Source organism: Bradyrhizobium sp. Bra64 (assembly GCF_024519875.1).
In the GTDB taxonomy this organism is placed as follows: Bacteria; Pseudomonadota; Alphaproteobacteria; order Rhizobiales; family Xanthobacteraceae; genus Bradyrhizobium; species Bradyrhizobium japonicum_G.
Genome location: NZ_JALJRD010000005.1, coordinates 349,198 through 373,334, shown reverse-complemented (window position 1 = coordinate 373,334; position 24,137 = coordinate 349,198). Strand labels below are relative to the sequence as shown.

The window sequence follows — 24,137 nt, the reverse complement described above, 5'->3', positions numbered from 1 at the left end:
AGGCAACTCGTCGTTTGGCCGCAAACGAAAGGGCAAGGCGCCTCACTCCACCTTGATGTTCGCCGCCTTGATGATCGGCCACCATTTCGCGATCTCGGCCTTTTGCCGCGCCCCGAGCGCTTCCGGGGTGAGCTGGTCCTGCGGCGTCATCTCCAGACCCTGGCTCTCGAGCTGCTTCTTCACCGCGGGATCGTTCAGCGCGTCCACGACTGCCGCATTGAGCTTGGTCACAATTTCCTTGGGCGTGCCCTTCGGTACCCACATCCCGGACCACAGCGTCATGTTGAAGCCCTTCAGCCCAGCCTCCGCTGCGGTCGGGATGTCGGGCGCCGAGGCCAGGCGCTTGTCGTCGGTGATCGCGTAGGCGCGGATGGTGCCGGCGCGCACCTGGTTGATGGAGTTGGAGGTCTGGTCGACGATGATGTCGATCTGGCCGGCAATGAGATCGTTCAGGGCGGGCGCTGTGCCGCGATACGGCACGTATTGCAGCTTGATGCCCGAGACGTTCTCGAAATAGACGCCGGCGATGTGGCTGCCGGAGCCCGCGCCGGCGGTGCCGGCGGTCGGCGCCGACGGCCGCGACTTCAGCCAGTCGATCAGCTCCTTCAGCGAGGTCGCGGGCACCGCGTTCTTGCTGACGATGATCATCGGATTGCTCGGCAGCAACACCACCGGCTCGAGATCGGCAACGAGGTCGTATTTGAGCTTGTAGACGGCGCCATTGGCCACATGGGTGCCGAGATGGCCGAACGAGATCGTGTAGCCGTCCGGCGGTGATTGCACGGCGCGGCCGACGCCGATCGAGCCACCGGCGCCGGTAACGTTCTCGACCACCAGCGGCTGGCCGAGCGTCGTCCGCATCCGCTCGGCGAGCACACGCGCCATCGCATCCGACGGGCCGCCGGCGGCGAAGGGCACGATGATGGTGATGGGATGCGAGGGATAGTCGTCGGCGCGCGCGGCGCCCGTCAGAGCGAGAACAGCAATCAGCGCAGCCCAGGCGGCCTTCATTGTCTTCTCCCCGGTGAAGTCATTGTTGTTTTTTGACTCTCCCCGCGTACGGGAAGAGGGATCATTCGTGAAGAGACGAAATGACGCGCTAGAACTGCGAATAATCGATCGGCTTGTGGCGATCGAGCGCGCGGGCGACCGGCGGCAGCGGGTATTTCAGTCCGGTGGCGCAGTTGAACAGCATCACGCGATCGGTCTTGCTGACGCGGCCGTCGGCAAGGCTGTCCTTATAGGCGGCGTAGGTGGCGGCGCCTTCGGGGCACAGCAGCAGCCCCTCCTCGCGCGCGACTTCGTTCAGGGCCGCCGAGATCTTGTCGTCGTCGACCGCGATGGCAAAGCCCTTGGTCTGCCGCACGGCGCGCAGAATGAGAAAATCGCCGATCGCCTGCGGCACACGGATGCCCGATGCGATGGTGTGGGCATCCTCCCAGCGCGTGGCATGCTCGGTGCCGGCGTCATAGGCCCGCACCATCGGCGCGCAGCCCGAGGCCTGCACCGCGACCATCCGTGGGCGCTTCGAGCCGATGAAGCCGATCTTCTCGAGCTCATCAAAGGCCTTCCACATGCCGATCAGGCCGGTGCCGCCGCCGGTCGGATAGAAGATCACGTCCGGCACGTCCCAGCCGAGCTGCTCGGCGAGCTCGAGGCCCATCGTCTTCTTGCCCTCGATGCGGTACGGCTCCTTCAGCGTCGAGGTGTCGAACCAGCCGACCTTGGCCTTGCCCTCGCCGACGATCTTGCCGCAATCGTCGATGTAGCCGTTGACGCGGTAGACGGTCGCGCCCTGCAGCTCGATCTCGCTGACATTCACTTCCGGCGTATCGGCCGGGCAAAAGATCGTGGTCTTGATGCCGCAGGACGTCGCGTAGGCCGCGAGCGCCGCGCCGGCATTGCCGTTGGTCGGCATCGCCATGTGCTTGATGCCGAGCGCCTTGCCCATTGATACCGCCATCACGAGGCCGCGCGCCTTGAACGAGCCGGTCGGCAGCCGTCCCTCGTCCTTGACGATGATCTCGCCGCCGCCGAGCTTCTTCCCGAGCTTCGGCAGCCGGATCAGCGGCGTCGTGACCTCGCCAAGCGAGACGATGTCCTTGCATTTGCGCACCGGCAGCAGCTCGCGGTAACGCCACATGTCGGCGGGGCGCTGGGCGAGTGCGTCCTTGGTCAGCGCCTTCTTCACACCCGCGAGGTCGTAGCGCACGAGGAGCGGCTTGCCGGCCTTGGAGAGATTATGGACCTGGTCGGCAGCGTAGTGATCGCCCTCCATCGCGCATTCGAGATGGGTGACGAAGGTCGGGCGCTCGATGGTCAGGTTGTCGTTGTCGTGCATGGGGTGGTTTCCTTCTTATTCTGCAAACAGGTCTTGCTGCCCGTCATTGCGAGCGTAACGACGGAGGTCGTCAAATATTCAGCACCCGTCCATACGCATCGAGCACGGCTTCCTTCATCATCTCCGACAACGTCGGATGCGGGAAGACTGTGTGCATCAGCTCTTCCTCCGTGGTCTCCAGATTCATGGCGACGACGTAGCCCTGGATCAGCTCGGTGACTTCAGCGCCGACCATGTGGGCGCCGAGCAGCTGGCCGGTCTTCTTGTCGAAGATGACCTTGACCAGGCCCTGGTCCTCGCCGAGCGCAATCGCCTTGCCGTTGCCGACGAAGGGAAAGCGGCCAACGCGAATCTCGCGGCCGTTCTCCTTGGCCTTGGCCTCGGTGAGGCCGACCGAAGCAACCTGCGGCTGGCAGTAGGTACAGCCCGGGATCATCAGCTTGTCCATGGGATGCGGGTGCAGGCCCTTGATGGCCTCGACGCAGATCACGCCTTCATGCTCGGCCTTGTGCGCGAGCATGGGGGGGCCGGCGACGTCGCCGATGGCGTAGATGCCGGGGACGTTGGTCTTGCCGTAACCGTCGATCACGATGCAGCCGCGGTCGGTTTTGACGCCGAGTTTTTCCAGACCGAGATTCTCGATGTTGCCGACGACGCCGACCGCCGAGATTACGCGCTCGAACTCGGTGGTCACAGGCTTGCCCTTGCCGTCGTCGATCGTGGCGACGACGCTGTCGGCCTTCTTCTCCAGCTTTGTGACCTTGGTCGAGGACATGATCCTGATGCCCTGCTTCTCAAGGCGCTTGCGGGCCAAGCCGGCGATCTCCGCGTCCTCGACCGGCAGGATCTGCGGCAGCACCTCGACCACGGTGACATCGGAGCCCATGGTGTGGAAGAACGACGCGAACTCGATGCCGATCGCGCCGGAGCCGACGACAAGGAGCGACTTCGGCATCTTCTCCGGCACCATCGCCTCGAAATAGGTCCAGATCAGCTTCTTGTCAGGCTCGAGCCCCGGCAGCACGCGCGGCCGCGCACCGGTCGCGACGATGATGTGCTTGGCCTGGTAGGCCCCCTCGCCCAGCGCTCCCTTGGGTCCCTCGACGTCGGACTTCTTCACCGTGACCTTGCCGGGCGCGTCGATCGAGGCCGCGCCCCAGATCACGCTCACCTTGTTCTTCTTCATCAGGAAGCCGACGCCGTCGTTGAGCCGCTTCGAGACGCCGCGCGAGCGCTGCACCACCGCCTTCGGGTCGAACGAGACCTTCTCGGCCGAAAGGCCGTAATCCTTGGCGTGCTGCATGTAGTGGTAGATTTCGGCGGAGCGTAGAAGCGCCTTGGTCGGGATGCAGCCCCAGTTCAGGCAGATGCCGCCGAGATACGATTTCTCGACGATCGCGACCTTGAAACCGAGCTGGGCGGCGCGGATCGCGGTGACATAGCCGCCGGGACCGGAGCCGATGATGATGACGTCGAAGGATGTGTCGGCCATGGCGGCTCCCATTCAACTCAACCGGTTGCGCCGCGAGCGCGGCGTTTCGAAACGATCGACCTGATCAGCCATTCGATGAGGCAGATCGAGATCAGAACCGCAAAGCCGATGAACGCGACCGGCTGGGCGATATTGCGCGAAAGCTGCTCGCCGCTGAAGAACGCGTCGTGCAGCACCTCGGTGCCGATCGGGCTGACGAGGATGATGATCGACAGCAGCATCGCGATCCAGGGCCAGCGTGTTCGCATTCAACCCGGTCCCCTCGCGCGGCGTCAGACCATCATCATGACGGGGTTTTCGATCAGCTGCTTGAACGCGCCGATCAGTTCGGCGCCGAGCGCGCCGTCGATGGCGCGATGATCGCAGGACAAGGTCACGCTCATCATGTTCGCGATCTCGATCTTTCCGCCGCGCACGACGGGCCGCTCCTCGCTGGTGCCGACCGCGAGGATGGTCGCATGCGGCGGGTTGATCACGGCGGTGAAGTGGCTGATACCGAACATGCCGAGGTTGGAGACGGCGGTGGTGCCGCCCTGGTATTCTTCCGGCTTGAGCTTGCGGCTCCGTGCACGCGCGGCAAAATCCTTCATCTCGTTGGAGATGGTCGACAGCGTCTTGGTCTCGGCCTTGCGGATGATCGGCGTGATCAGGCCGCCGGGCATCGCGACGGCGACGCCGACGTCGGAATGGTGGTGCTTGACCATGCCGCTTTCGGTCCAGCTCACGTTGCAGTTCGGGATCTTCTGCAGCGCGACCGCCATCGCCTTGATGACGAAGTCATTTACCGAGATCTTGTAGAGTGGCTTCTTTTCCTTGTCCTTCGGCGCGGCGGCGTTGATCTCCTCGCGCGCGGCGAGCAGCTTGCCGATGTCGCAGTCGATGGTGAGATAGAAGTGCGGCACGTTCTGGATCGACGCGGTCAGGCGCTGCGCGATGGTGCGGCGCATGCCGTCATGCGGGACGACCTCGTAGGAGCCCGGCTCGAACAACGACAGGATCTGCTTGTCCGACATGGTCGGCGCGATCGAGGAGGCACCGGACGGCGCCGCGGCAGGCGCCTTGAGGCCCTTGCCGGACTTGGCCTCCTCGACGTCGCGCGCAACCACGCGGCCGTGCGGGCCGGTGCCGGTCACCATCGCGACATCGATGCCGGATTCCCTGGCGAGACGCCGCGCCAGCGGTGAGGAGAACACGCGGCCGCCCTGGCCGTTGCCCTGAGCAGCCGGTGCGGCAGCCTGCGGCGCGGGTGCCGCGGCTGGCTGCGGCGCCGCCTTTGGCGCGGCTAGCGCTGCCGCTGGAGCCGGTGCTTCAGCAGCTTTCGGCGGCGCGGCCGAAGCGCTGGGCTTGGCGGCACCCGCCGCCTTCACGTCCTCGCCCTCGCCGGCGAGCACGGCGATCACGTCGTTGACGGGAACGTCCTGCGTGCCCTCGGGCACGAGGATCTTGGCGATCGTGCCCTCGTCGATGGCCTCGACCTCCATGGTCGCCTTGTCGGTCTCGATCTCGGCGATGACGTCGCCGGATTTGACCTTGTCGCCTTCCTTCTTCAGCCACTTGGCGAGGTTGCCCTTCTCCATCGTCGGCGAAAGAGCGGGCATCAGGATGTTGATGGGCATGCTGACCTCACGAAGAACTTCTCAAAATGTCGTCCCCGGAAGCGAGGACGAACAGACCAGGTTTAGTTGCCGATGTCGCCCTGCCACAGGCGCTCATTGGCAGGATTGGAACGCCAGTTCTTCATCATGGTGATGGAGCGGTCGTCCGCAAGATCGATCCAGGGGATGCCGAACTTGTCGAGGATGTCCTTCGATCCCTCGAAGGTGACGGATTCCCCGATCACCACGAGCTGGACCTTGAACAAACCGAGCGCGCCGGCACACATCGAGCATGGCGACAGCGTGGTATACATGACGGTGTCGTGGAACGAGATCACGCCAGCCTCGCGCAGGCAGCTCATCTCGCCGTGGAGGATCACGTTGTTCTCCTGCACGCGGTTGTTGTGACCGCGGGCGATGATCTTGTTGTCGCGCGTCAGGACGGCACCGATCGGCAGGCCGCCCTGCGCGATCGAGGCCTCCGCCTCGCGGATCGCCTCCAGCATGAAATCGAAGTGGTAGGATTCGATCGCCATAGTCAGTGTCCCCTGCCGCGCGGCGTCGTGGTGCCGGTATCTGTGGGACGCTCGATCTCGGCCTGGAACATCTCGAGGATCCGGTTCAAGGCGTCGTCCTCGGTAAATTCGCTCTCGCGCGCATAGGCGCGCGCGGCGTGGCGGGCGAGATCGACCAGCAGCAGGCCCCACATGTCGGGCTCTTCAAAGGCCCGCTGGAACGCCATCGACAACCCGCCGTCCAGCACGAATACGCGCAGGATCTCGACCGCATCATCACGGGCGAGGACGTCGGGTGGCAACGGCTGCTCCTTCGGGCCCGCCATGGGTCTACCTGTAGCAGACGGCTTTGGCGGCCTCGACCACTTCGGCCACCGAGGGCAGCGCGAGCTTCTCCAGGTTCGCTGCATAGGGCATCGGCACGTCCTTGCCGGACACGCGGGTCACAGGCGCATCCAGATAGTCGAACGCGTTCTCCATGATCCGCGCGGCGATCTCGGCGCCGACGCCGCTCTGGGCCCAGCCCTCCTCCACCGTGACGGCGCGGCCGGTCTTCTTCACCGAGTTGATGATGGTCTCGGTGTCCATCGGCCGCAGCGTGCGCAGATCGATCACCTCCGCCTCGATGCCGTCCTTGGCGAGCTCGTCGGCGGCCTTGAGCGCGTAGGTCATGCCGTTCGACCAGGAGATCAGCGTGACATGGGAGCCCGCGCGCACGATGCGCGCCTTGCCGATCGGGATCACGAAATCGTCGAGCTTCGGCACCTCGCCGGTGTGGCCGTACAGCACCTCGTTCTCGAGGAAGATCACGGGATTGGGATCGCGGATCGCGGCCTTGAGCAGGCCCTTGTAATCGGCGGCCGAGAACGGTGCGACGACCTTGAGACCCGGGACGCTGGAGTACCAGGCCGAGTAATCCTGGCTGTGCTGGGCGGCGACGCGCGCAGCGGCACCGTTGGGTCCGCGGAACACGATCGAGCAGCCCATCTGGCCGCCGGACATGTAGAGCGTCTTGGCGGCGGAGTTGATGATATGGTCGATTGCCTGCATGGCGAAGTTGAAGGTCATGAATTCGACGATCGGCTTCAAGCCGGTCATGGCGGCGCCGACGCCGACGCCGGCAAAGCCATGCTCGGTGATCGGGGTGTCGATCACGCGCTTGGCGCCGAATTCCTGCAGGAGGCCCTGCGTGACCTTGTAGGCGCCCTGATATTCGGCGACCTCTTCGCCCATCACGAACACGTCGGCGTCACGGCGCATTTCCTCGGCCATGGCATCGCGCAAAGCTTCGCGGATGGTCTGGGTGATCATCTCGGTGCCGGCGGGCACTTCGGGATCGGGCTCGGCGACAGCCTGCGGCGCCGGAGCGGCCTTGGATTCAGAAGCCTTGGACTCAGACGCCTTGGGCGCGGGCGCCTCGGCCTTTGCGGCGGCGGGTGGCGCGGGCGCCTTGGCGAGATCGGAGGCACTCTCGCCATCGGCAAGGATGGTCGCGATCGGAGTGTTCACGGCAACGTCGGCGGTGCCTTCGGGGATCAGGATCTTGCCGAGCGTGCCCTCATCGGTCGCCTCGACCTCCATGGTGGCCTTGTCGGTCTCGATCTCGGCGATGACGTCGCCGGACTTGATCGTCTCGCCCTCTTTTTTCAGCCACTTGGCGAGGTTGCCCTTTTCCATCGTGGGCGACAACGCGGGCATCAGCACTTGAATTGGCATATCGACTCCAAAAGAAAGCTTGCGCGCGTTTTAGCGGTAAACGTCGGTCCAGAGCTCGGCGGCATCCGGCTCGGGATCATGCTGGGCAAAGTCGGCGGACGCGTTGACGATGTCGCGTACCTCGGCGTCGATTGCCTTGAGATCGGCCTCGCTGACCTTGGCCGCGAGCAGGCGGTTGCGCACCTGCTCGATCGGGTCCTGGTCGTGGCGGACCTTCTCGACCTCCTCGCGCGTGCGGTATTTCGCAGGGTCGGACATCGAGTGGCCGCGATAGCGGTAGGTCTGCATCTCCAGAATCATCGGTCCCTTGCCGGCGCGGCACCAGGCGGCAGCCTCGTCGCCGGCAGCCTTCACGGCGCGGACATCCATGCCGTCGACCTGGAGGCCGGGGATGTTGAAGGACGCGCCGCGCTTGGAGAAATCCTGCTGCGCCGAAGCGCGCGAGACCGACGTGCCCATGGCATAGCGGTTGTTCTCGATGACGTAGATCACTGGCAGCTTCCAGAGCTCCGCCATGTTGAAGCTCTCATAGACCTGGCCCTGGTTGGCCGCGCCGTCGCCGAAATAGGTGACGCTGACATTGTCATTGCTGCGATAGTGATTGGCGAAGGCAAGCCCGGTGCCCAGCGAAACCTGGGCGCCGACGATGCCGTGGCCGCCGTAGAAGTGCTTCTCCTTGCTGAACATGTGCATGGAGCCGCCCTTTCCCTTGGAATAGCCGCCACGGCGCCCGGTGAGCTCGGCCATGACGCCGTTGGCGTCCATGCCGGTGGCGAGCATGTGGCCGTGGTCGCGATAGCCGGTGATGACCTGATCGCCCTGCTTCAGGGCCATCTGCATGCCGACCACCACGGCCTCCTGGCCGATATAGAGATGGCAGAAGCCGCCGATCGCACCCATGCCGTAGAGCTGGCCGGCCTTTTCCTCGAACCGCCGGATCAGGAGCATGTCGCGGAGCGCCTTGAGCTCCTGCTCCCTGGTGAATTCCGGGGGCGAGCCGCCGTCGGTCTTGTCCTGTGCAGTGCTTGCGGCGGCTTTCTTGGGTGCGGCCATGGGAATTCCGGGTCAGAGAAAACTTCAGCCCTCTCTAACCCAAGTCAAACGCCGTTGGAAAGCACCGCGGCGGCATGGCACGACTTTCATTATGCCGCACTGCAACGTGATCGTAATATTGCAAAATCTTTGGCGCCGATCGGGCAACAAATCCATGCGCGGACGCCGCCTGCGCAGATTCGTGGGCCCGGTCAAGAAGCGTGGGGCCATATTAAGTCCCGCCATTCGGAACGGGCGGCGCGGAACAGCGCCGCCCTCCCCTGCACGATCAGAAGAAGCCGAGCTTCTTCGGACTGTAGCTGACCAGGAGGTTCTTGGTCTGCTGGTAGTGATCGAGCATCATCTTGTGGTTCTCGCGCCCGACACCCGACTGCTTGTATCCGCCGAAGGCCGCATGCGCAGGGTATGCATGGTAGCAGTTGGTCCAGACCCGCCCGGCCTGGATCGCCCGGCCGAAGCGGTAGCAGCGATTGGCATCGCGGCTCCAGACGCCGGCGCCCAGGCCGTAGAGCGTGTCGTTGGCGATCGCGAGCGCTTCATCGTCGGTCTTGAAGGTCGTGACCGAGACCACGGGCCCAAAGATCTCTTCCTGGAAGATCCGCATCTTGTTGTGGCCCTCGAACACCGTCGGCTGAACGTAGAAGCCGCCGGAGAGATCGCCGCCGAGCTCGGCGCGACCACCGCCGGCCAGCACCTTGGCGCCCTCCTGCTTGCCGATATCGATATAGGAGAGGATTTTCGCGAGCTGCTCGCCGGAAGCCTGTGCGCCGATCATGGTGTCGGCGGCACGCGGATCGCCCTGCTTGATGGCAGCGACGCGCTTCAGCGCCCGCTCCATGAAGCGGTCGTAGATGTCGGCGTGGACCAGTGCCCGGCTCGGACAGGTGCAGACCTCGCCCTGGTTCAGCGCGAACATGACGAAGCCTTCGATTGCCTTGTCGAAGAAATCGTCGTCCTCGGCGGCGACGTCGCTGAAGAAGATGTTCGGCGACTTGCCGCCAAGCTCCAGCGTGACCGGAATGAGGTTCTGGCTGGCATATTGCATGATCAGCCGGCCGGTCGTGGTCTCGCCGGTGAAGGCGATCTTGGCGATCCGCGGGCTCGAGGCGAGCGGCTTGCCGGCTTCAAGGCCAAAGCCGTTGACGATGTTGAGGACGCCGGGCGGCAGCAGATCGGCGATGATCTCGGCCCAGACCATGATCGAAGCCGGGGTCTGCTCAGCCGGCTTGAGCACGACGCAATTGCCGGCCGCGAGCGCGGGCGCGAGCTTCCAGCACGCCATCAGCAGCGGGAAGTTCCAGGGAATGATCTGGCCGACCACGCCGAGCGGCTCGTGGAAGTGATAGGCGATGGTGTCGTGATCGATCTCGCCGATCGAACCTTCCTGGCCGCGCACCACGCCGGCGAAATAGCGGAAGTGATCGATCGCGAGCGGCAGGTCGGCGGCGCGGGTCTCGCGGATCGGCTTGCCGTTGTCCCAGGTCTCGGCGATCGCGAGCCGCTCGAGGTTTTCTTCCATGCGGTCGGCGATCTTGTTCAGGACCGCGGCGCGCTCGGCGACGCTGGTGCGGCCCCAGGCGTCCTTGGCGGCATGCGCCGCGTCGAGGGCGGCTTCGACATCCTGCGCGTCGGAGCGCGCAATCTTGCAGACGATCTGGCCGTTCACCGGCGAGGCATTGTCGAAATATCTGCCCGAGATCGGTGCGACGAACTTGCCGCCGATGAAGTTGTCGTAGCGTTCGGCGAAGGGAACCTTGGTGACGCTGAGGAATTCCACCTTGTTCATTGATCACTCCCGATGTTTGCTGTTTGCGCAATTCGTCGCGTGGTCGCGACTTGCGCCGACGATGATGCGGGAGGCGTTTGTTGTCAGCCCGGGCGGGAGCGATGGAGGAGCGCACCTGTCGCAGTTCTGCGACAGGTGGTGCAGCGCCACTGAAGGCGGGAGACGCGATGGCTCAGTGGTTCAGCTCGAACCGCTTCAGCTTCCGGTGCAGCGTGGCACGGCTGACGCCGAGGGCCTTGGCGGCCGCCGACACATTGCCACTGGCGCGCAGGAGCGCCCGCTGCAGCACCGCGCGCTGACCGCCGGCGAGGTGGTCGCGCGCGGTATCGCCGCCCAACAGATCCGCCGCAGGCACCGGCTGCAACGGCCGGCCGGGCGCGATCCCGAGGCTCACCCGGGCGGAGCGGGTGGCGCCGATCACGAGATCGTCCGCATCGACTGCGACGAGGCCGCTGCACTGTCCGTCCGCAGCGGGCGTCAGTACGATGCGGGCGTGGGCGAAAGCCCTGCGAAACAGATCAGCCTCGATGCGCCTCGCCGCCTCGCATGCCGCCAGCGCGATCAGATTGGAAAACGCATCGGTGCGGTCGGCCCGGCAGGAGGAGACGTCGAGCACGCCGGCAAAGGCCGCCTCATGGTCGTAGATCGGTACCGCGGTGCAGCTCAGAAGCGTGTTGCGCGTGAAGAAGTGCTGGTCGCGGTCGATCGTCAGCGGACGCTGCTCGACGACACAGGTGCCGATGCCATTGGTTCCTTCATGCTCCTCGCTCCAGAGCGCACCGGTCCACAGGCCCCAGGACTGGAATGTGGCATCGTCTGCCGGTGTGCCGCGACGGTCGACCGGCACGCCCTCGCCGTCTGCGAGCAGCACACAGCAGCCGCTCGCACCAACCGCCTGATAGAGCCGGTCCATCGCGCCTTGCGCGGCGGCCAGCAGCGGCGCGATTCGCTCGCGCGCCTGGTGCAGCTCCACCTCTGTCAGCCGCATCGGCGAGGTACGGCCGGCGGGATCGAGATGGTGCAATCTGGAGGAACGGCGCCACGAGGCCACGAGCGCGGACCGTGCCGCCTGGCCTGACGCGATGGCGGCCTCGACACGGGCCGCGTGATGCCGGCACATTGGCCCATTCATCACTATTTCCTCCGGATGGCAGTCTAGGCTGTGCCCGCACGGCACGGTTGATCTGCGTCAACTTGGAGCGGCAGCGGCGGAAGCCATGAGCCCGTTGCGGCCCTGCCGTCAAGGCGGCCGTCCCGTTCCAGATCTACGACTTTGGGACGTGTTTTTCGAAAATTGCGGTCGGCGCTATTTCGCCGGGATCATTCGAACAAGATCGTGCGGATTGACATAGTCGAGCTGGAAGCGCGCCCGCTCGTCGAGCATGTCCGGATCGATCCGCGAGGTGCGCAGCAACGAGACGCGCTGCTCGCTCCTGGCGCGCTCGCGCTTGAGCTGCGCCAGCTCGCTCGTCAGCGCGATGATCTCCTGGTCGAGTTCCTGACGCGCATTGAGGCCGTATTTGCCGGTGTAGGCATTGACGCCGAAATAGCCGACGATGGCGGCCGCCATCGCATAGAGGGCAAGGCCGGTCAGGATCGATTTCAGGCGCGCGCGAGAGACCATCCTGGGAAGATGGGACAGGTTGGTTAAGGGAGTGCTAATTGCGGCTCCTGCCCGAACCACCAATCGTCGTGCCCGGGGTTGTCCCGGGCATGACGAAGACTTGGGTGTCGGCTTCAGCCGTGGTGCTTTGCGACGTGCGTGGCGAAGGCGTCGATATAGGCCTGGAGCACACCCTTCAGCGAGTCCTTGGCCAGATTGCCGTCGGCATCAAAAGCGTCGCCGACTGCGTTCAGATAGATCTCTGGCTGCTGCATGATCGGGCCGGCGATGCCCGGCAGGATGTTCTGGAGCGTCTTGGCAGCGCTGACGCCGCCGAGCGGGCCCGGCGAGTTCGAGACGATGCCGACCGGCTTGCCGTTGAACGAGCTCTTGCCGTAGGGCCGCGAGGCGACGTCGATCGCGTTCTTGAGAACACCCGGGATCGCGCGATTGTATTCGGGGGTGACGAAGATAACGCCGTCAGACCTCTGGAGCTTTTCGCGGAAGGCCAGCCAGTCGGCCGGCGGCGCGCCCTCGAGATCCTGGTTGAAGAACGAGATGCCCGCCGGCGTGACGACCTCGAGCTTGAGCGAGGCCGGCGCGAGCTTTGCCAGCGCATTGGCGATCTTCAGCGAAAAGCTGTCCTTGCGCAGGCTGCCGGCGATCGCGACGATGTTGTAGGCCATGGGGTGTCCTTGAAAGCTTGAGGGAAGTGCCGCGCGGCACTTAAGCGACCTCGGGGGATGGATGCAAGTGCATGGACCCCTCCGATTTGGAAACACTGCGTTTCTGAAACAATCGCCCCAAAAATCAGGCCGCCAGACGGCGGCCCGATCCTTCGCGCAAACGTCGAGCCCGGATCAGATCGTCGGATTCCACGCCGACGGGATCAGGCGGTACTTGGCGCCGTCCTTCTCGACATGGCCGACCGAGGGAAAGGTGAAGTGGAAGCCGATCACGGTCGCCTTCTCGGCCGCCGCCATGTCGTAGAATTTATGGCGGGTTGCCTGCGCCATCGCGGCGTCGGTGTCGAACACCACGTGCCAGTCCGGATTGCGCAGGAAGAATTCCGGAATGTTGGTGACGTCCGACTGGATCAGCACCTTGGCATCGCCCGAGGCGACCGCGAACGAGGTGTGACCCGGCGTGTGGCCCGGTGTCGCGATCGAGGTGATGCCCGGCGCGACCTCCTTGCCCCAATCGTACTTCGTGACCTTGGATTCGAGGCCGGCAAAGGTCTTCTTCACGTTGGCAAAGTAGTTCTTCATCATCGCGTTGGGCTCGGCCTTGGCGGCGTTCTCCTCGCTGGTCCAGAACTCCCAGTCCTTGCCCGGCACCATGATCTCGGCATTCGGGAAGGCGAGTGCGCCGTCGGCCAAACGGATGCCGTTGGTGTGGTCGGGATGCAGATGCGACAGCAGCACGACGTCGATGCTCTTCGGGTCGACGCCGGCAGCCTGGAGATTTTGCAGCGTGCGGCCGACCGCGCCCTTGCTGGGCTCGAGATTGGCGACGCCGTTGCCGGTGTCGATCAGCACGAGCTTGCTGCCGGTGTTGATCAGCTGCGGATTGAACGGCACCGTGACCATACCCTTCGGCATGTAGGACGCCTCGCCCGCGGCGAGCGCCTCGTCCTTCGGCACGTTGACGACGAACTTGTCCGGCATCGGGAAGGTGCGCGCACCGTCATTGATCGAGGTGCACTCGTAGGACCCAACCTTGTAGCGATAGAAGCCCGGCGCCTGCGTGCCAGTTTGCGGCACTGAGGCATTCGCAATATTCGGCCGAAGCCCGGTAACGGCAGCCGCGCCAACGGCAGCGGCACCTGCGAGCAGGTGGCGGCGATTGAGGTCAGTCATGGAAAGTCCCCTTCTGAGCACTGCGGTTTTCCGCTTTCATTGGCGGCGGAATAATCCCCCGCCGCGCTCAGAAGGCAAGACCTTCTTTCGGTGACGTGCCGCCGCACATCACGATTATTTATTTGGGTTGATGAGGAATTTTTCGCCGGTGGCCCGTTTGGCGTAGACCGCGATGTTGGCGGGATCGAGCGCTTCCTGAAGCGACACCACCTTGGTGTAGTGGCTGGCAAACGTCGTCTTCAATTCGTCGACGACGCGCTGGCGCAGCTTTGCCCCGTCCGCCTGACCGATCTTCATCAGGAACGGAAACAGCAGCCAGCCGCCGACGCCCCAGGCCATGCCGAAGCCGCGCGGCAGCTCGATCGGGCGGACATCGAGCCCGCCGTAGACGTAGACCTGCTTGTGGACGTTGGAGCCGTAGCGGCTGTATTCCTTCGCGGTCTTGTTGATCGCGACTTCCATGCAGTTGAGGATGTCGCCGGCGAGCTTGCCGCCGCCGATCGCATCGAAGGCGATGGTGGCGCCGGTCTCGACCAGCGCATTGGTGAGATCGCCGAGAAAGCTCGGCGCCGTGGAATCGACGACATGTTTGGCGCCGATCTTGTGCAGGATATCGGCCTGCTCCTTGCTGCGGACGATGTTGACGAGCGGTATCCCGTCCTTGATGCAGATCTTGTTCAGCATCTGGCCGAGATTGGAAGCCGCGGCCGTGTGCACCAACGCCTTGTGCCCTTCGCGCCGCATCGTCTCGGTCATGCCGAGGGCGGTCAACGGATTGACGAAGCAGGAGGCGCCTTCGGCCGGCGTGGTGCCTTCAGGCAGCGGCAGGCACTCGCGCAGTTTCAGCGTGCGGTACTGGGTATACATCGCGCCGCCGATCATGGCGACGGTCTTGCCCATCAGCGCCTTGGCGGCATCGGACGAACCGGTCTTGATGACCACGCCGGCGCCCTCGTTGCCGACCGGCATGGATTCGTCGAGCCGGCCCGCCATCGCCCGCATCGCGCCTTCCGGCACCTTCGCGGTGATGACGGGGGCATCCTTGCCGCCCGACGCTTTCGCCGTGCTCATATCGGCTGCGCCGATCAGGAGCCCGAGGTCGGACGGGTTGATCGGCGCCGCCTCGACGCGGACGACGACCTCGTCCGGGCCCGGTTCGGGCGTCGGCACGTCCAGGAGCGAGATCTCGAGCTCACCGCTCTTCTTAATCAGCGAACGCAGTTGCAGGCCGGTCTTGCCGTCGCTCATGTCGATCCTCCCCTGTCCGTGTTGGTGAAGCGCTGGCTTATGCCAGCGCCTTCAGTGCCGCCTTGCCGCCGTAGAGCGCCTGCTTGCCGAGCTGCTGCTCGATGCGCAGGAGCTGGTTGTATTTGGCGGTGCGATCGGAACGTGCAAGGGAGCCGGTCTTGATCTGACCGCAATTGGTGGCGACGGCGAGATCGGCGATGGTGGAATCCTCGGTCTCGCCGGAGCGGTGCGACATCACCGAGGTATAGCCGGCCTTGTGCGCCATCTCGACGGCGGCGAGCGTCTCGGTCAGCGTGCCGATCTGGTTGACCTTGATCAGGATCGAGTTGGCACGGCCGGCCTTGATGCCCTCGGCGAGGCGCTTGACGTTGGTGACGAAGAGATCGTCGCCGACCAGCTGGCACTTCTTGCCGACGAGGTCGGTGAGCTCCTTCCAGCCGTCCATGTCGTCTTCCGACATGCCGTCCTCGATGGTGACGATCGGATAGCGCGAGACGAGGTCCGCAAGATACTTGGCCTGCTCGGAGATCGAGCGGGTCTTGCCCTCGCCTTCATAGACGTACTTGCCGTCCTTGAAGAACTCCGTCGAGGCGCAATCGAGGCCGATCACAATGTCGGAGCCCGCCTTGTAGCCGGCCTTGCCGATCGCATTCATGACGAATTCGAGCGCGGCGTCGGCCGACGGCAGGTTCGGGGCAAAGCCGCCCTCGTCGCCGACATTGGTGTTGTGGCCGGCCTTCTTCAACTCCGATTTCAGCGTGTGGAAGACCTCGGCGCCGTAGCGCAGGCCCTCGGCGAAGGAGGACGCGCCGACGGGCAGGATCATGAACTCCTGGAAGTCGATCGGGTTGTCGGCGTGCACGCCGCCATTGATGATGTTCATCATCGGCACCGGCAGGAGCCGCGCCGAGGTGCCGCCGACATAACGATAGAGCGGCATGTCGAGCGAGTTCGCGGCTGCCTTGGCGCAGGCCAGCGAGACGCCGAGGATGGCGTTCGCGCCGAGCCGGCTCTTGTTCGGCGTGCCGTCGAGGTCGATCATGATCTGGTCGAGCTGGGCCTGCTGCTCGACATCGAGGCCGCTCAGGGCCTCGAAGATCTCGCCGTTGACGGCGCCGACCGCCTTGGTGACGCCCTTGCCGAGATAGCGGGCCTTGTCGCCGTCGCGCAGTTCCACCGCCTCATGGGCGCCGGTGGAGGCGCCGGACGGCACCGCGGCACGGCCGAGCGCGCCATCTTCCAGCACGACGTCGACCTCGACGGTGGGATTGCCGCGGCTATCCAGGATTTCACGTCCGATGATGTCGATGATGGCGGTCATGAGGGCCTCTTTTCGGGGAACGGAGGGGGCAGTTGGCGGTGCTTCTACCGCAATGCATCGAAGCGGAAAAGGCCGGGTGACGGCCGCACGATGATTGGCTAAGAGGGCCGCACGGAGGCGGCCTCATGTCGAAAAATCCCAGCAAATCGAAGAACTCACGCTCGAACCCGGCTGCCCTGCAACTCGGCCGCGCGGTGGAATGGCCGGATGCGCCCGAGAAGGCGAAGCTCGATCGCGTGCCCAATCCGCAGGCGGGTACCGATTACCTGGTGCGCTTCACCGTGCCGGAATTCACCTCGCTCTGTCCGGTCACGGGACAGCCGGATTTCGCGCATCTGATGATCGACTACGCGCCGGGTGCGTGGCTGCTGGAGTCGAAGTCGCTGAAACTCTACATCGCAAGCTTCCGCAATCACGGCGCCTTCCACGAGGACTGCACCGTGATGATCGGCAAGCGCATCGCCAGCGAGATCAAGCCGAAATTCTTGCGCATCGGCGGCTATTGGTATCCGCGCGGCGGCATCCCGATCGACGTGTTCTGGCAGACCGGACGCGCGCCGAAGGGGCTCTGGGTGCCGGAGCAAGGCGTCGCGCCGTATCGCGGGCGGGGTTAGCCACGAACGGGACCTGCGGCCGGCCATTGGCTGCGCGGCAATGAGGCCGATCCCTAATAAGCGCTCAGCAGATCCACCTTCGCATTCGCCAACACCAGCCGCCGCGCCAGGATGGCTGCGAGGTTGCGCATGATCTTCAGCGAGGTCTCGGGGTGCAGCCGTCGGTAGTCCGCAAAGCTGTCGAGCGGCAGTTCGAGGCAGGTCACCGGCGTGTCGGCGAACACATCGGCGCTGCGGCCTTGCTCCAGGATCGCCATCTCGCCGAATTCCATGCCGGGGCCGAGCGAGGCCAGCCGCACGCCGCTCCGCAATTTTACGCTGACCATGCCGCTCTGCAAGAAGAACAATGAGTTGGCGGGCTCGCCGGCGGCGATGATGCGTTGACCGGCGGAATAGTGGCGCGTGGTGGACAGCTTGACGATGGCGGCGATCTCGTCGGTGTCGAGCTCGGCCAGCAGCGCCTGTTCGCCGAGATGCGCGCTCTCCTTCACGTCGGTGAAGCCACCGAAGCGGTAGATCACCTGGTCCTCGGCCCATTCGATGGCATCGTCGAGCAGCGCAAAGCGGCGCAGCCGGCGTGGCTCCGCCGTGCGCGCCGAGATCGCGGCCCACACCGCCGATGTCTCCTCGAAGCCCGACAGGATCGTGGTGATGCCGGCATTGCCGAGCGCCGTCAGGGTCTCGCCCAGAAGCTCTGCGCCGGCCGAAGTGATATCCGGAACGCGGCGGAAATCGATGATCAGCAGCGGCGCGTTCGGCGGCTCACTGGTGAGCCTTCGCGTGACGTAATCGATGGTGCCGAAATTGAGCGCGCCGACCAGCTCGAGGATGCGGATGTCGCTATGGCGATCATCGAGGATCTGCTGCTCGTGCGGCGGGCGGCTGCGGCGCGAGGAGATGCCGTAGACGTCGTAATCGGCCATGATGCAGGTGCGGACGTCGGCATTGCGGTTGAGCATGTGCAGGTCGAACCGCGCCGACAGCGCCTCGCAGACCTTCAGGCCACGCACGCTGTTGAAATGATTGTCGAGCAGCGGCGAGAAGGTACCGAGCCCCAATTGCGAAGGCAGCGCCGCGACGATGCCGCCGCCGACGCCGCTCTTGGCGGGAATCCCGACGCGATAGGTCCACTCGCCGGCATAGTCGTACATGCCCGAGCTCGTCATCACCGACAACGTGCGCGCGACGATGTGCGGCGTGATCACCTGCACGCCTGTCACCGGATTGATGCCGCGATTGGCGAGCGTGGCCGCCATCACGGCCAGATCGCGCGCGGTCACCAGGATCGCGCATTGCCGAAAATACACATCGAGCACCGCATCGACGTCGTCCGGCAGCACCGCGTAATTGCGCAGCAGCCACGCGATGGCGCGGTTGCGGTTGCCGGTCGCGGTCTCCGAGACATGCACGGCCTCGTCGACCCCGAGCTCGCGCCCGGCGAACTGGCTGAGCTTGGAGCGGACGCGCTCGAAGGCGCCCTTCCCGTCCACTCCGTAGATCAGTCCCGAGCATGCGATCGCGCCGGCATTGACCATCGGGTTGAAGGGACGGTTGTCGTTGGTGAGCCGGATCGAATTGAAGGCTTCGCCGCTCGGCTCGACCCCGATGGTTGCAGCGACACGCTCCTCGCCGACCGTCTCCAACGCAAGGGCAAAGACGAAGGCTTTCGAGACCGACTGGATCGTGAACGGCACTGCGCTGTCGCCGACCTCGTAGACGTGGCCGTCGATCGTGACGAGCGCAACGCCGAAATGACCGGGGTTGGCGCGCGTCAATTCGGGAATGTAATCGGCAAGCTCGCCAGAATTGTCGGTCCTGAATTCCTCGTAGCAATCGGTCAGGAAACGCCGCAGCGGTGGTCTCGTGGGATATCCGGTCGATCGGGTCGAACCGGCAACGCTGGGCGAACGGCTGGGCTGGGCATCCACGGTGTCACCTTCGGTTTTGCTCAAAATCGAAGCAATCCGCGTGCCATGCATGCAGAGGCACCCGTGGCACGGTGACGCGAATTGCGCGTTTTCGCGACCAAACAGCGGCGAACAACAAGATCGCCGCCAACCCCGGGGCAATTCCCGCCTCATGCTTCCGACCGCAAGCTCAGCGGTTGATCCAGCTCGATTGCGAAGAGCGGTAGTTCGATACTTCCGTCAGGGCCGCGCGTCAGCCGGGGCTCGCGGCTTGAGCAGCCGCGCGCAGACGAAGCCGAGCGCAACCATGATCGCTGCGCTCGCAAACAGGGTCGGCATCTTGCCACCGTGCTGGAGACCGAGGCCATAAGCGAGCGGCCCCACCGTCTGTCCCATGAAGAAAAAGAACGAATGCAGCGACAGCGCGGTCGCACGGGCCTCGGCCGAGAGCTCGCTGGCGAAGACCTGCAGACAACCATGGGCGATGTAGAAGCCCCATCCCATCACGACGAGATTGAGCGCCTGCACTTCCCAGCGAGGGCCGAAGGCGACGACAACGAGCTGCGAGGCCACCAGCGTCATGCCCGCGATCATCATGCCCTTCATGCCCAGCCACGGCAGCAGGCGCGACACCGTCAGCGTGTAGAACAGGCCGCCGACCGCAAAGCCCGCGATGACGATTCCGGCGATCGAGAGCGATGTCTGCCCGAGCTCGAACAGGAACGAAGCGATGTAGGGAAACAGGCCGAGCACGCAGCAGCCTTCGATGAAAACAGCCGAATAGCACACATAGGCGTTCGGGTTGGTGAAGATGGTGCGATAGCCGGCCTTCAGCGCCGACAGGCTGGTCTTTGGCGGGTGCTTGACCCTGGCGCCACGAAAACCGGCGGCGACCGCGATCGAGGCAACGATCACGAGCACACCGAGCACCGCCAGCACGCCGCGCCAGCCGAGGAAATCGCCGATCAGGCCGGAGGCGGAGGCGCCGAGGAGATTGCCGGTCATCGCGCCCGCGAGCGTGCGGCTGATCGCGACCTGGCGCTTCTCCGGCCCGACGAGATCGCTGGTCAGGCTGAGCGCCACCGGAAACACGCCGCCGGAGCCGATGCCGGCGAGGATGCGGGTTGCGAACAGAACCGAGAACGAGGTCGAGAACGCACCCAGGATGTTGGCAAGGCCGAGCAACGCGAGGCAGCCGATCATCAGCCGCGTCTTGCCGAACAGGTCGGCGGCGGCGCCGACGATCGGCTGGATGATCGAGAAGGTGAAGGCGAACACCGCGGCAAAGCCGGCAGCGGTCGCGATGCTGACGCCAAAATCCTCGGCGACGTGCGGCAGCACCGGATCGAGCGCGCGCGCGGAGAGCGCTGCGGCAAAGCTTGCACCGGAGATGACGTAGAGGGCGGCCGGCAGGCCGTGATCGTGCGGCCGCGCCTCGCCTTGCTGCATCAGCGCGGGTTCTTTGCGATGGCGTCGAACGCCATCAGCTTACGGATCAGTCCTTCGAACTCGCGCAGCGGCACCATGTTGGGTCCGTCGGACGGCGCGCGATCGGGATCGGGATGGGTCTCGATGAAGACGCCGGCAACGCCGACGGCGACAGCCGCGCGTGCCAGCACCGGCACGAATTCGCGCTCGCCCCCGGAGGAGGTCCCCTTCCCGCCCGGCTGCTGCACCGAATGAGTGGCATCGAAAATCACCGGAGCGCCGGTGGTGCGCGCCAGGATCGGCAAGGCGCGCATGTCGGACACCAGCGTGTTGTAGCCGAAGGACGCACCGCGCTCGGTGACGAGCACGTTGGGATTGTTCGCGCTGGTGATCTTGGTGACGACGTTGGCCATGTCCCAGGGCGCCAGGAACTGCCCCTTCTTGACGTTGACGACCTTGCCGGTCGCGGCCGCGGCCAGCAGCAGATCGGTCTGCCGGCACAGGAACGCCGGGATCTGCAGGATGTCCACGGCCTGCGCCACGTCGGCGCACTGCGTGGCCTCGTGCACGTCGGTCAGGACCGGCAGGCCGAGCGACGAACGGATTTCCGCGAAGATCGGCAGCGATTGCGCGAGCCCCAGCCCGCGCGCGGCGGATGCGCTGGTGCGGTTGGCCTTGTCGAACGAGGTCTTGTAGACGAGGCCGATCTTCAACCGCGCGGCGATCTCCTTCAGCGCGGAGGCCACCTCCAGCGCATGCTGGCGGCTTTCGAGCTGGCACGGCCCGGCAATGATCGAGATCGGCAGATCATTGCCGAATTTGACCGTGCCGACGGTGACGACCGGCGCCGCTGACGTCGATGAGCTCAAGGCAAATCCCTCGTTTCGCCGCGACCATAGCGGCGATGAAGGGCGGATCAACCCTATTCGGCCCGGGCTGTTTGAATATCAGGGTTGCGCGGGGTTCCCCGCAATGCTTCCCGCGGCGGGAGACGCTACCTGACCGACGAGAAGGCCGTCGGCGTCAGCAGCTGGCTGACGATATTGCCGACGATCTGGCCGTCCGCCTCGCTCTCGGCGCGTGCCTTCATCCAGTCCGGGTCGGTCATGAACTTGCCCCACTTCGCTTCGCGATCGGCGAGCGAGTCCCAAGCCAGGAAATAGGTCAGCTCCTGGTTCGATTCACCGATCAGAGTGGTGAAGAAGCCGGCCTGCTTGATGCCGTGCTTTTCCCAGAGCTTCAGTGTCACCGTCTCGAACCGCTTCAAGAGCGCCGGCAGGCGGCCGGGCACACAGCGATAGATGCGCATTTCATAGATCATCGGAGTTCACTCCTGCATTGTTGTTCTTGCGGCAGGGAGTTGTCGCAACAAATGGCGCGATCGTCAAAGGCGGGGAAATCAGACCAGCCGGCTCTGCACCATCGCCGCCTGAATGAAGGACGCGAACAGCGGATGCGGCTCGAACGGCCGCGATTTCAGCTCCGGATGGAACTGGACGCCGATGAACCAGGGGTGATCCTCATACTCGACGATCTCCGGCAGCACGCCGTCGGGCGAGAGGCCCGAGAATTTCAGGCCGTGCTGCTCGAGGCGATCCTTGTAGGCGGTGTTGACCTCGTAGCGGTGACGGTGGCGCTCGGAAATCTCGGTCGCGCCGCCATAGACCTGCGAGACGCGGCTGCCGCGGTTGAGCGCGGCAGGATAGGCGCCGAGGCGCATCGTGCCACCGAGATCGCCGGCCTTGGAGCGCTTCTCGAGCTCGTTGCCGCGCAGCCACTCCGTCATCAGGCCGACCAGCGGCTCCTTGGTCGGGCCGAACTCGGTTGAGTTGGCCTCCTCGATGCCGACCAGATTTCGCGCGGCCTCGATCACGGCCATCTGCATGCCGAAACAGATGCCGAAATACGGCACGTCGCGCTCGCGCGCGAACTGCGCCGCGCGGATCTTGCCTTCGGCGCCGCGCTGGCCGAAGCCGCCCGGCACCAGGATGCCATTGACGTGCTCGAGGAACGGCGCGGGGTCTTCCTTCTCGAAGATCTCGCTCTCGATCCAGTCGAGATTGACCTTCACCTTGTTGGCGATGCCACCATGCGAAAGCGCCTCGATCAGCGACTTGTACGCATCCTTCATGCCGGTGTACTTGCCGACGATGGCGATGGTGACGTTGCCCTCGGGATTGCGGATGCGCTCGTTGATCTGCTGCCAGCTCTTGAGCACCGGCGGGATTCGCGAGCCGATGCCGAAGGCGGCGAGCACTTCGTCGTCGAGGCCCGCGTTGTGATAGGCTTCGGGCACGGCGTAGATGCTGTCGGCATCGCGCGCCTCGATCACCGCGCTTTCGCGTACGTTACAGAACAGGCCGAGCTTGCGGCGCTCCTCCTTCGGAATCTCGCGGTCGGTACGGCAGAGCAGGATGTCCGGCTGGATGCCGATCGAGCGCAGCTCCTTCACCGAGTGCTGCGTCGGCTTCGTCTTCAATTCGCCGGCGCTGGGGATGTAGGGCAGCAACGTGAGGTGGATGTAGATGGCGTGATCGCGCGGCAACTCGTTCTTGAGCTGGCGTATCGCCTCGAAGAACGGCAGGCCTTCGATGTCGCCGACAGTGCCGCCGATCTCGACCAGCACGAAGTCGTAATCGTCGTTGCCGGAGAGGACGAATTCCTTGATGGCGTTGGTGACGTGCGGAACGACCTGGATGGTCGCACCGAGATAGTCGCCGCGCCGCTCCTTCGAGATGATGTCCTGGTAGATGCGCCCGGTGGTGATGTTGTCCTGCTTGGTCGCGGGCCGTCCGGTGAAGCGCTCATAGTGACCGAGATCGAGATCGGTCTCCGCGCCGTCATCGGTCACGAACACTTCGCCGTGCTGATACGGCGACATCGTCCCGGGATCGAGGTTGAGATAGGGGTCGAGCTTGCGGAGGCGGACCTTGTAGCCCCGGGCCTGCAGCAGGGCACCGAGTGCCGCTGAAGCCAGACCCTTGCCGAGCGAAGAAACCACGCCGCCGGTGATGAATATGTACCGCGCCATGGGGCTTAACCTCTAATCCCTCGAATTCGATTCGCCAAAGCGATTCGTATTCCGCCCCAAATAATCTGCGGGCCTGTGGGTGAGCCAAAACTGAGAGTGGTAACAGAGCCTTGATGGGGATTTTTGATGCAGGACGGCAGAAGCCGCCCTGCATGGCCCCCCTGCTTTATTGCGAACGCGGAACCTGGGGGCCGCTCGGCGCCGGCGCGGGCTGCTGCTGCTGCTCGTCGGCCTTCTTCAGCGAATCCAGGATGCCGCCGGAGGTCGGCGGCGCGATCGGCGATCCGCCGGCCGGCTGGCCCTGCGACGCCGGCGTGCCGATGATCGACGAGGGCGCACGATTGTAGCCGGCATACCAGGACAGGAACAGGCTGGTCAGGAAGAAGCCCGCGGCCAGGATCGCGGTCGTCCGCGACAAGAGATTCGCGGTGCCGCGGCTCGACATGAAGCCCGCGCCGCCGCCCATGCCGAGGCCGCCGCCTTCCGACTTCTGGAGTAGGACGGCGCCGATCATGACGGCGACGATCATGAGGTGGATGACGATGACAACAGTCTGCATAGTGTCCTTCCGTCACAAGCCGACAGCGCCGGTACCGGCAGCCGATCGCGCTTCGCGGGTTTTCCTGAA

At 64.8% G+C, this 24,137-nt stretch carries 23 protein-coding genes; 1 reads left to right on the top strand and 22 read right to left on the bottom strand.

Annotated features, from left to right (window positions below):
- Nucleotides 1-42 precede the first annotated feature (42 nt).
- From NR187_RS18700 to eno, 16 genes are all read right to left on the bottom strand, one after another.
- Complete coding sequence (locus NR187_RS18700; protein WP_256807253.1) at nt 43-1,011, bottom strand: tripartite tricarboxylate transporter substrate binding protein BugD; 969 nt, start codon at nt 1,009-1,011, stop codon at nt 43-45.
- An 88-nt stretch (nt 1,012-1,099) separates the two neighbouring features.
- A complete protein-coding gene (locus tag NR187_RS18695) occupies nt 1,100-2,341 on the bottom strand; it encodes a threonine synthase (RefSeq protein WP_256807252.1) in 1,242 nt (413 codons plus the stop codon).
- 70 nt (nt 2,342-2,411) lie between these two features.
- Complete coding sequence (lpdA, locus tag NR187_RS18690) at nt 2,412-3,833, bottom strand: dihydrolipoyl dehydrogenase (protein WP_211387130.1); 1,422 nt, start codon at nt 3,831-3,833, stop codon at nt 2,412-2,414.
- A 17-nt stretch (nt 3,834-3,850) separates the two neighbouring features.
- The gene (locus NR187_RS18685) at nt 3,851-4,081 is read right to left on the bottom strand and encodes a hypothetical protein (protein ID WP_211387131.1); all 231 of its coding nucleotides are present in this window, start codon (nt 4,079-4,081) and stop codon (nt 3,851-3,853) included.
- A gap of 24 nt (nt 4,082-4,105) precedes the next feature.
- Nucleotides 4,106-5,449 carry a pyruvate dehydrogenase complex dihydrolipoamide acetyltransferase gene (locus NR187_RS18680; RefSeq protein WP_256807251.1) on the bottom strand — a complete coding sequence of 448 codons (1,344 nt, stop codon included), beginning with the start codon at nt 5,447-5,449 and terminating at the stop codon, nt 4,106-4,108.
- A gap of 62 nt (nt 5,450-5,511) precedes the next feature.
- Nucleotides 5,512-5,964, bottom strand: a complete 453-nt coding sequence (locus NR187_RS18675) for a nucleoside deaminase (RefSeq protein ID WP_256807250.1) — start codon at nt 5,962-5,964, stop codon at nt 5,512-5,514.
- 2 nt (nt 5,965-5,966) lie between these two features.
- Nucleotides 5,967-6,269 carry a DUF5076 domain-containing protein gene (locus NR187_RS18670; protein ID WP_211387134.1) on the bottom strand — a complete coding sequence of 101 codons (303 nt, stop codon included), beginning with the start codon at nt 6,267-6,269 and terminating at the stop codon, nt 5,967-5,969.
- A gap of 4 nt (nt 6,270-6,273) precedes the next feature.
- Nucleotides 6,274-7,659 (bottom strand): pyruvate dehydrogenase complex E1 component subunit beta, encoded by a 1,386-nt coding sequence (locus NR187_RS18665; RefSeq protein WP_211387135.1) that lies wholly within the window; start codon nt 7,657-7,659, stop codon nt 6,274-6,276.
- Nucleotides 7,660-7,689: 30 nt separating this feature from the next.
- Nucleotides 7,690-8,712, bottom strand: a complete 1,023-nt coding sequence (pdhA, locus tag NR187_RS18660; RefSeq protein ID WP_211387136.1) for a pyruvate dehydrogenase (acetyl-transferring) E1 component subunit alpha — start codon at nt 8,710-8,712, stop codon at nt 7,690-7,692.
- Between the two features lie 268 nt (nt 8,713-8,980).
- A complete protein-coding gene (gene adh, locus NR187_RS18655) occupies nt 8,981-10,498 on the bottom strand; it encodes an aldehyde dehydrogenase (RefSeq protein ID WP_211387137.1) in 1,518 nt (505 codons plus the stop codon).
- Nucleotides 10,499-10,670: 172 nt separating this feature from the next.
- Nucleotides 10,671-11,630 carry a GAF domain-containing protein gene (locus NR187_RS18650; protein WP_211387138.1) on the bottom strand — a complete coding sequence of 320 codons (960 nt, stop codon included), beginning with the start codon at nt 11,628-11,630 and terminating at the stop codon, nt 10,671-10,673.
- 174 nt (nt 11,631-11,804) lie between these two features.
- On the bottom strand, nt 11,805-12,122 hold the full coding sequence (locus tag NR187_RS18645) for a septum formation initiator family protein (RefSeq protein WP_211387139.1): 318 nt from the start codon (nt 12,120-12,122) through the stop codon (nt 11,805-11,807).
- Between the two features lie 113 nt (nt 12,123-12,235).
- Complete coding sequence (locus NR187_RS18640; RefSeq protein WP_211387140.1) at nt 12,236-12,787, bottom strand: NADPH-dependent FMN reductase; 552 nt, start codon at nt 12,785-12,787, stop codon at nt 12,236-12,238.
- A gap of 174 nt (nt 12,788-12,961) precedes the next feature.
- Entirely contained in the window at nt 12,962-13,960 is a 999-nt protein-coding gene (locus tag NR187_RS18635; RefSeq protein WP_211387141.1) for an MBL fold metallo-hydrolase, read from the bottom strand.
- Between the two features lie 114 nt (nt 13,961-14,074).
- Nucleotides 14,075-15,208 (bottom strand): zinc-binding dehydrogenase, encoded by a 1,134-nt coding sequence (locus tag NR187_RS18630; RefSeq protein ID WP_211387142.1) that lies wholly within the window; start codon nt 15,206-15,208, stop codon nt 14,075-14,077.
- Between the two features lie 37 nt (nt 15,209-15,245).
- Nucleotides 15,246-16,529: a phosphopyruvate hydratase gene (eno, locus tag NR187_RS18625; RefSeq protein WP_211387143.1), complete on the bottom strand. Its 1,284-nt coding sequence runs from the start codon at nt 16,527-16,529 to the stop codon at nt 15,246-15,248.
- Nucleotides 16,530-16,654: 125 nt separating this feature from the next.
- Between eno and queF the strand changes: the two genes are divergently transcribed.
- Entirely contained in the window at nt 16,655-17,143 is a 489-nt protein-coding gene (queF, locus tag NR187_RS18620) for a preQ(1) synthase (protein WP_211387144.1), read from the top strand.
- Between the two features lie 53 nt (nt 17,144-17,196).
- Here queF and glsA read toward each other — a convergent pair whose 3' ends face one another.
- The 6 genes from glsA to secG form a co-directional block, all read right to left on the bottom strand.
- Entirely contained in the window at nt 17,197-19,071 is a 1,875-nt protein-coding gene (gene glsA, locus NR187_RS18615; protein WP_256807266.1) for a glutaminase A, read from the bottom strand.
- Nucleotides 19,072-19,290: 219 nt separating this feature from the next.
- Entirely contained in the window at nt 19,291-20,499 is a 1,209-nt protein-coding gene (locus tag NR187_RS18610) for an MFS transporter (RefSeq protein ID WP_211387145.1), read from the bottom strand.
- Complete coding sequence (gene kdsA / locus NR187_RS18605; RefSeq protein WP_211387146.1) at nt 20,499-21,347, bottom strand: 3-deoxy-8-phosphooctulonate synthase; 849 nt, start codon at nt 21,345-21,347, stop codon at nt 20,499-20,501. Before kdsA ends, NR187_RS18610 begins: the two co-directional genes overlap by 1 nt.
- Nucleotides 21,348-21,472: 125 nt before the next feature.
- Nucleotides 21,473-21,799, bottom strand: a complete 327-nt coding sequence (locus NR187_RS18600; RefSeq protein ID WP_211387147.1) for an NIPSNAP family protein — start codon at nt 21,797-21,799, stop codon at nt 21,473-21,475.
- Between the two features lie 78 nt (nt 21,800-21,877).
- Nucleotides 21,878-23,509, bottom strand: coding sequence for a CTP synthase (locus NR187_RS18595; RefSeq protein WP_211387148.1), 1,632 nt, complete (start codon nt 23,507-23,509; stop codon nt 21,878-21,880).
- Between the two features lie 166 nt (nt 23,510-23,675).
- Complete coding sequence (gene secG, locus NR187_RS18590) at nt 23,676-24,068, bottom strand: preprotein translocase subunit SecG (protein ID WP_211387149.1); 393 nt, start codon at nt 24,066-24,068, stop codon at nt 23,676-23,678.
- Nucleotides 24,069-24,137 lie beyond the last annotated feature (69 nt).

Bases quoted from the DNA above. Each gene is read 5' to 3' on its own strand.
- NR187_RS18700 (WP_256807253.1), bottom strand. From the start codon at position 1,011: ATGAAGGCCGCCTGGGCTGCGCTGATTGCTGTTCTCGCTCTGACGGGC.
- NR187_RS18695 (WP_256807252.1), bottom strand. From the start codon at position 2,341: ATGCACGACAACGACAACCTGACCATCGAGCGCCCGACCTTCGTCACC.
- lpdA (WP_211387130.1), bottom strand. From the start codon at position 3,833: ATGGCCGACACATCCTTCGACGTCATCATCATCGGCTCCGGTCCCGGC.
- NR187_RS18685 (WP_211387131.1), bottom strand. From the start codon at position 4,081: ATGCGAACACGCTGGCCCTGGATCGCGATGCTGCTGTCGATCATCATC.
- NR187_RS18680 (WP_256807251.1), bottom strand. From the start codon at position 5,449: ATGCCCATCAACATCCTGATGCCCGCTCTTTCGCCGACGATGGAGAAG.
- NR187_RS18675 (WP_256807250.1), bottom strand. From the start codon at position 5,964: ATGGCGATCGAATCCTACCACTTCGATTTCATGCTGGAGGCGATCCGC.
- NR187_RS18670 (WP_211387134.1), bottom strand. From the start codon at position 6,269: ATGGCGGGCCCGAAGGAGCAGCCGTTGCCACCCGACGTCCTCGCCCGT.
- NR187_RS18665 (WP_211387135.1), bottom strand. From the start codon at position 7,659: ATGCCAATTCAAGTGCTGATGCCCGCGTTGTCGCCCACGATGGAAAAG.
- pdhA (WP_211387136.1), bottom strand. From the start codon at position 8,712: ATGGCCGCACCCAAGAAAGCCGCCGCAAGCACTGCACAGGACAAGACC.
- adh (WP_211387137.1), bottom strand. From the start codon at position 10,498: ATGAACAAGGTGGAATTCCTCAGCGTCACCAAGGTTCCCTTCGCCGAA.
- NR187_RS18650 (WP_211387138.1), bottom strand. From the start codon at position 11,630: ATGAATGGGCCAATGTGCCGGCATCACGCGGCCCGTGTCGAGGCCGCC.
- NR187_RS18645 (WP_211387139.1), bottom strand. From the start codon at position 12,122: ATGGTCTCTCGCGCGCGCCTGAAATCGATCCTGACCGGCCTTGCCCTC.
- NR187_RS18640 (WP_211387140.1), bottom strand. From the start codon at position 12,787: ATGGCCTACAACATCGTCGCGATCGCCGGCAGCCTGCGCAAGGACAGC.
- NR187_RS18635 (WP_211387141.1), bottom strand. From the start codon at position 13,960: ATGACTGACCTCAATCGCCGCCACCTGCTCGCAGGTGCCGCTGCCGTT.
- NR187_RS18630 (WP_211387142.1), bottom strand. From the start codon at position 15,208: ATGAGCGACGGCAAGACCGGCCTGCAACTGCGTTCGCTGATTAAGAAG.
- eno (WP_211387143.1), bottom strand. From the start codon at position 16,529: ATGACCGCCATCATCGACATCATCGGACGTGAAATCCTGGATAGCCGC.
- queF (WP_211387144.1), top strand. From the start codon at position 16,655: ATGTCGAAAAATCCCAGCAAATCGAAGAACTCACGCTCGAACCCGGCT.
- NR187_RS18610 (WP_211387145.1), bottom strand. From the start codon at position 20,499: ATGCAGCAAGGCGAGGCGCGGCCGCACGATCACGGCCTGCCGGCCGCC.
- NR187_RS18600 (WP_211387147.1), bottom strand. From the start codon at position 21,799: ATGATCTATGAAATGCGCATCTATCGCTGTGTGCCCGGCCGCCTGCCG.
- NR187_RS18595 (WP_211387148.1), bottom strand. From the start codon at position 23,509: ATGGCGCGGTACATATTCATCACCGGCGGCGTGGTTTCTTCGCTCGGC.
- secG (WP_211387149.1), bottom strand. From the start codon at position 24,068: ATGCAGACTGTTGTCATCGTCATCCACCTCATGATCGTCGCCGTCATG.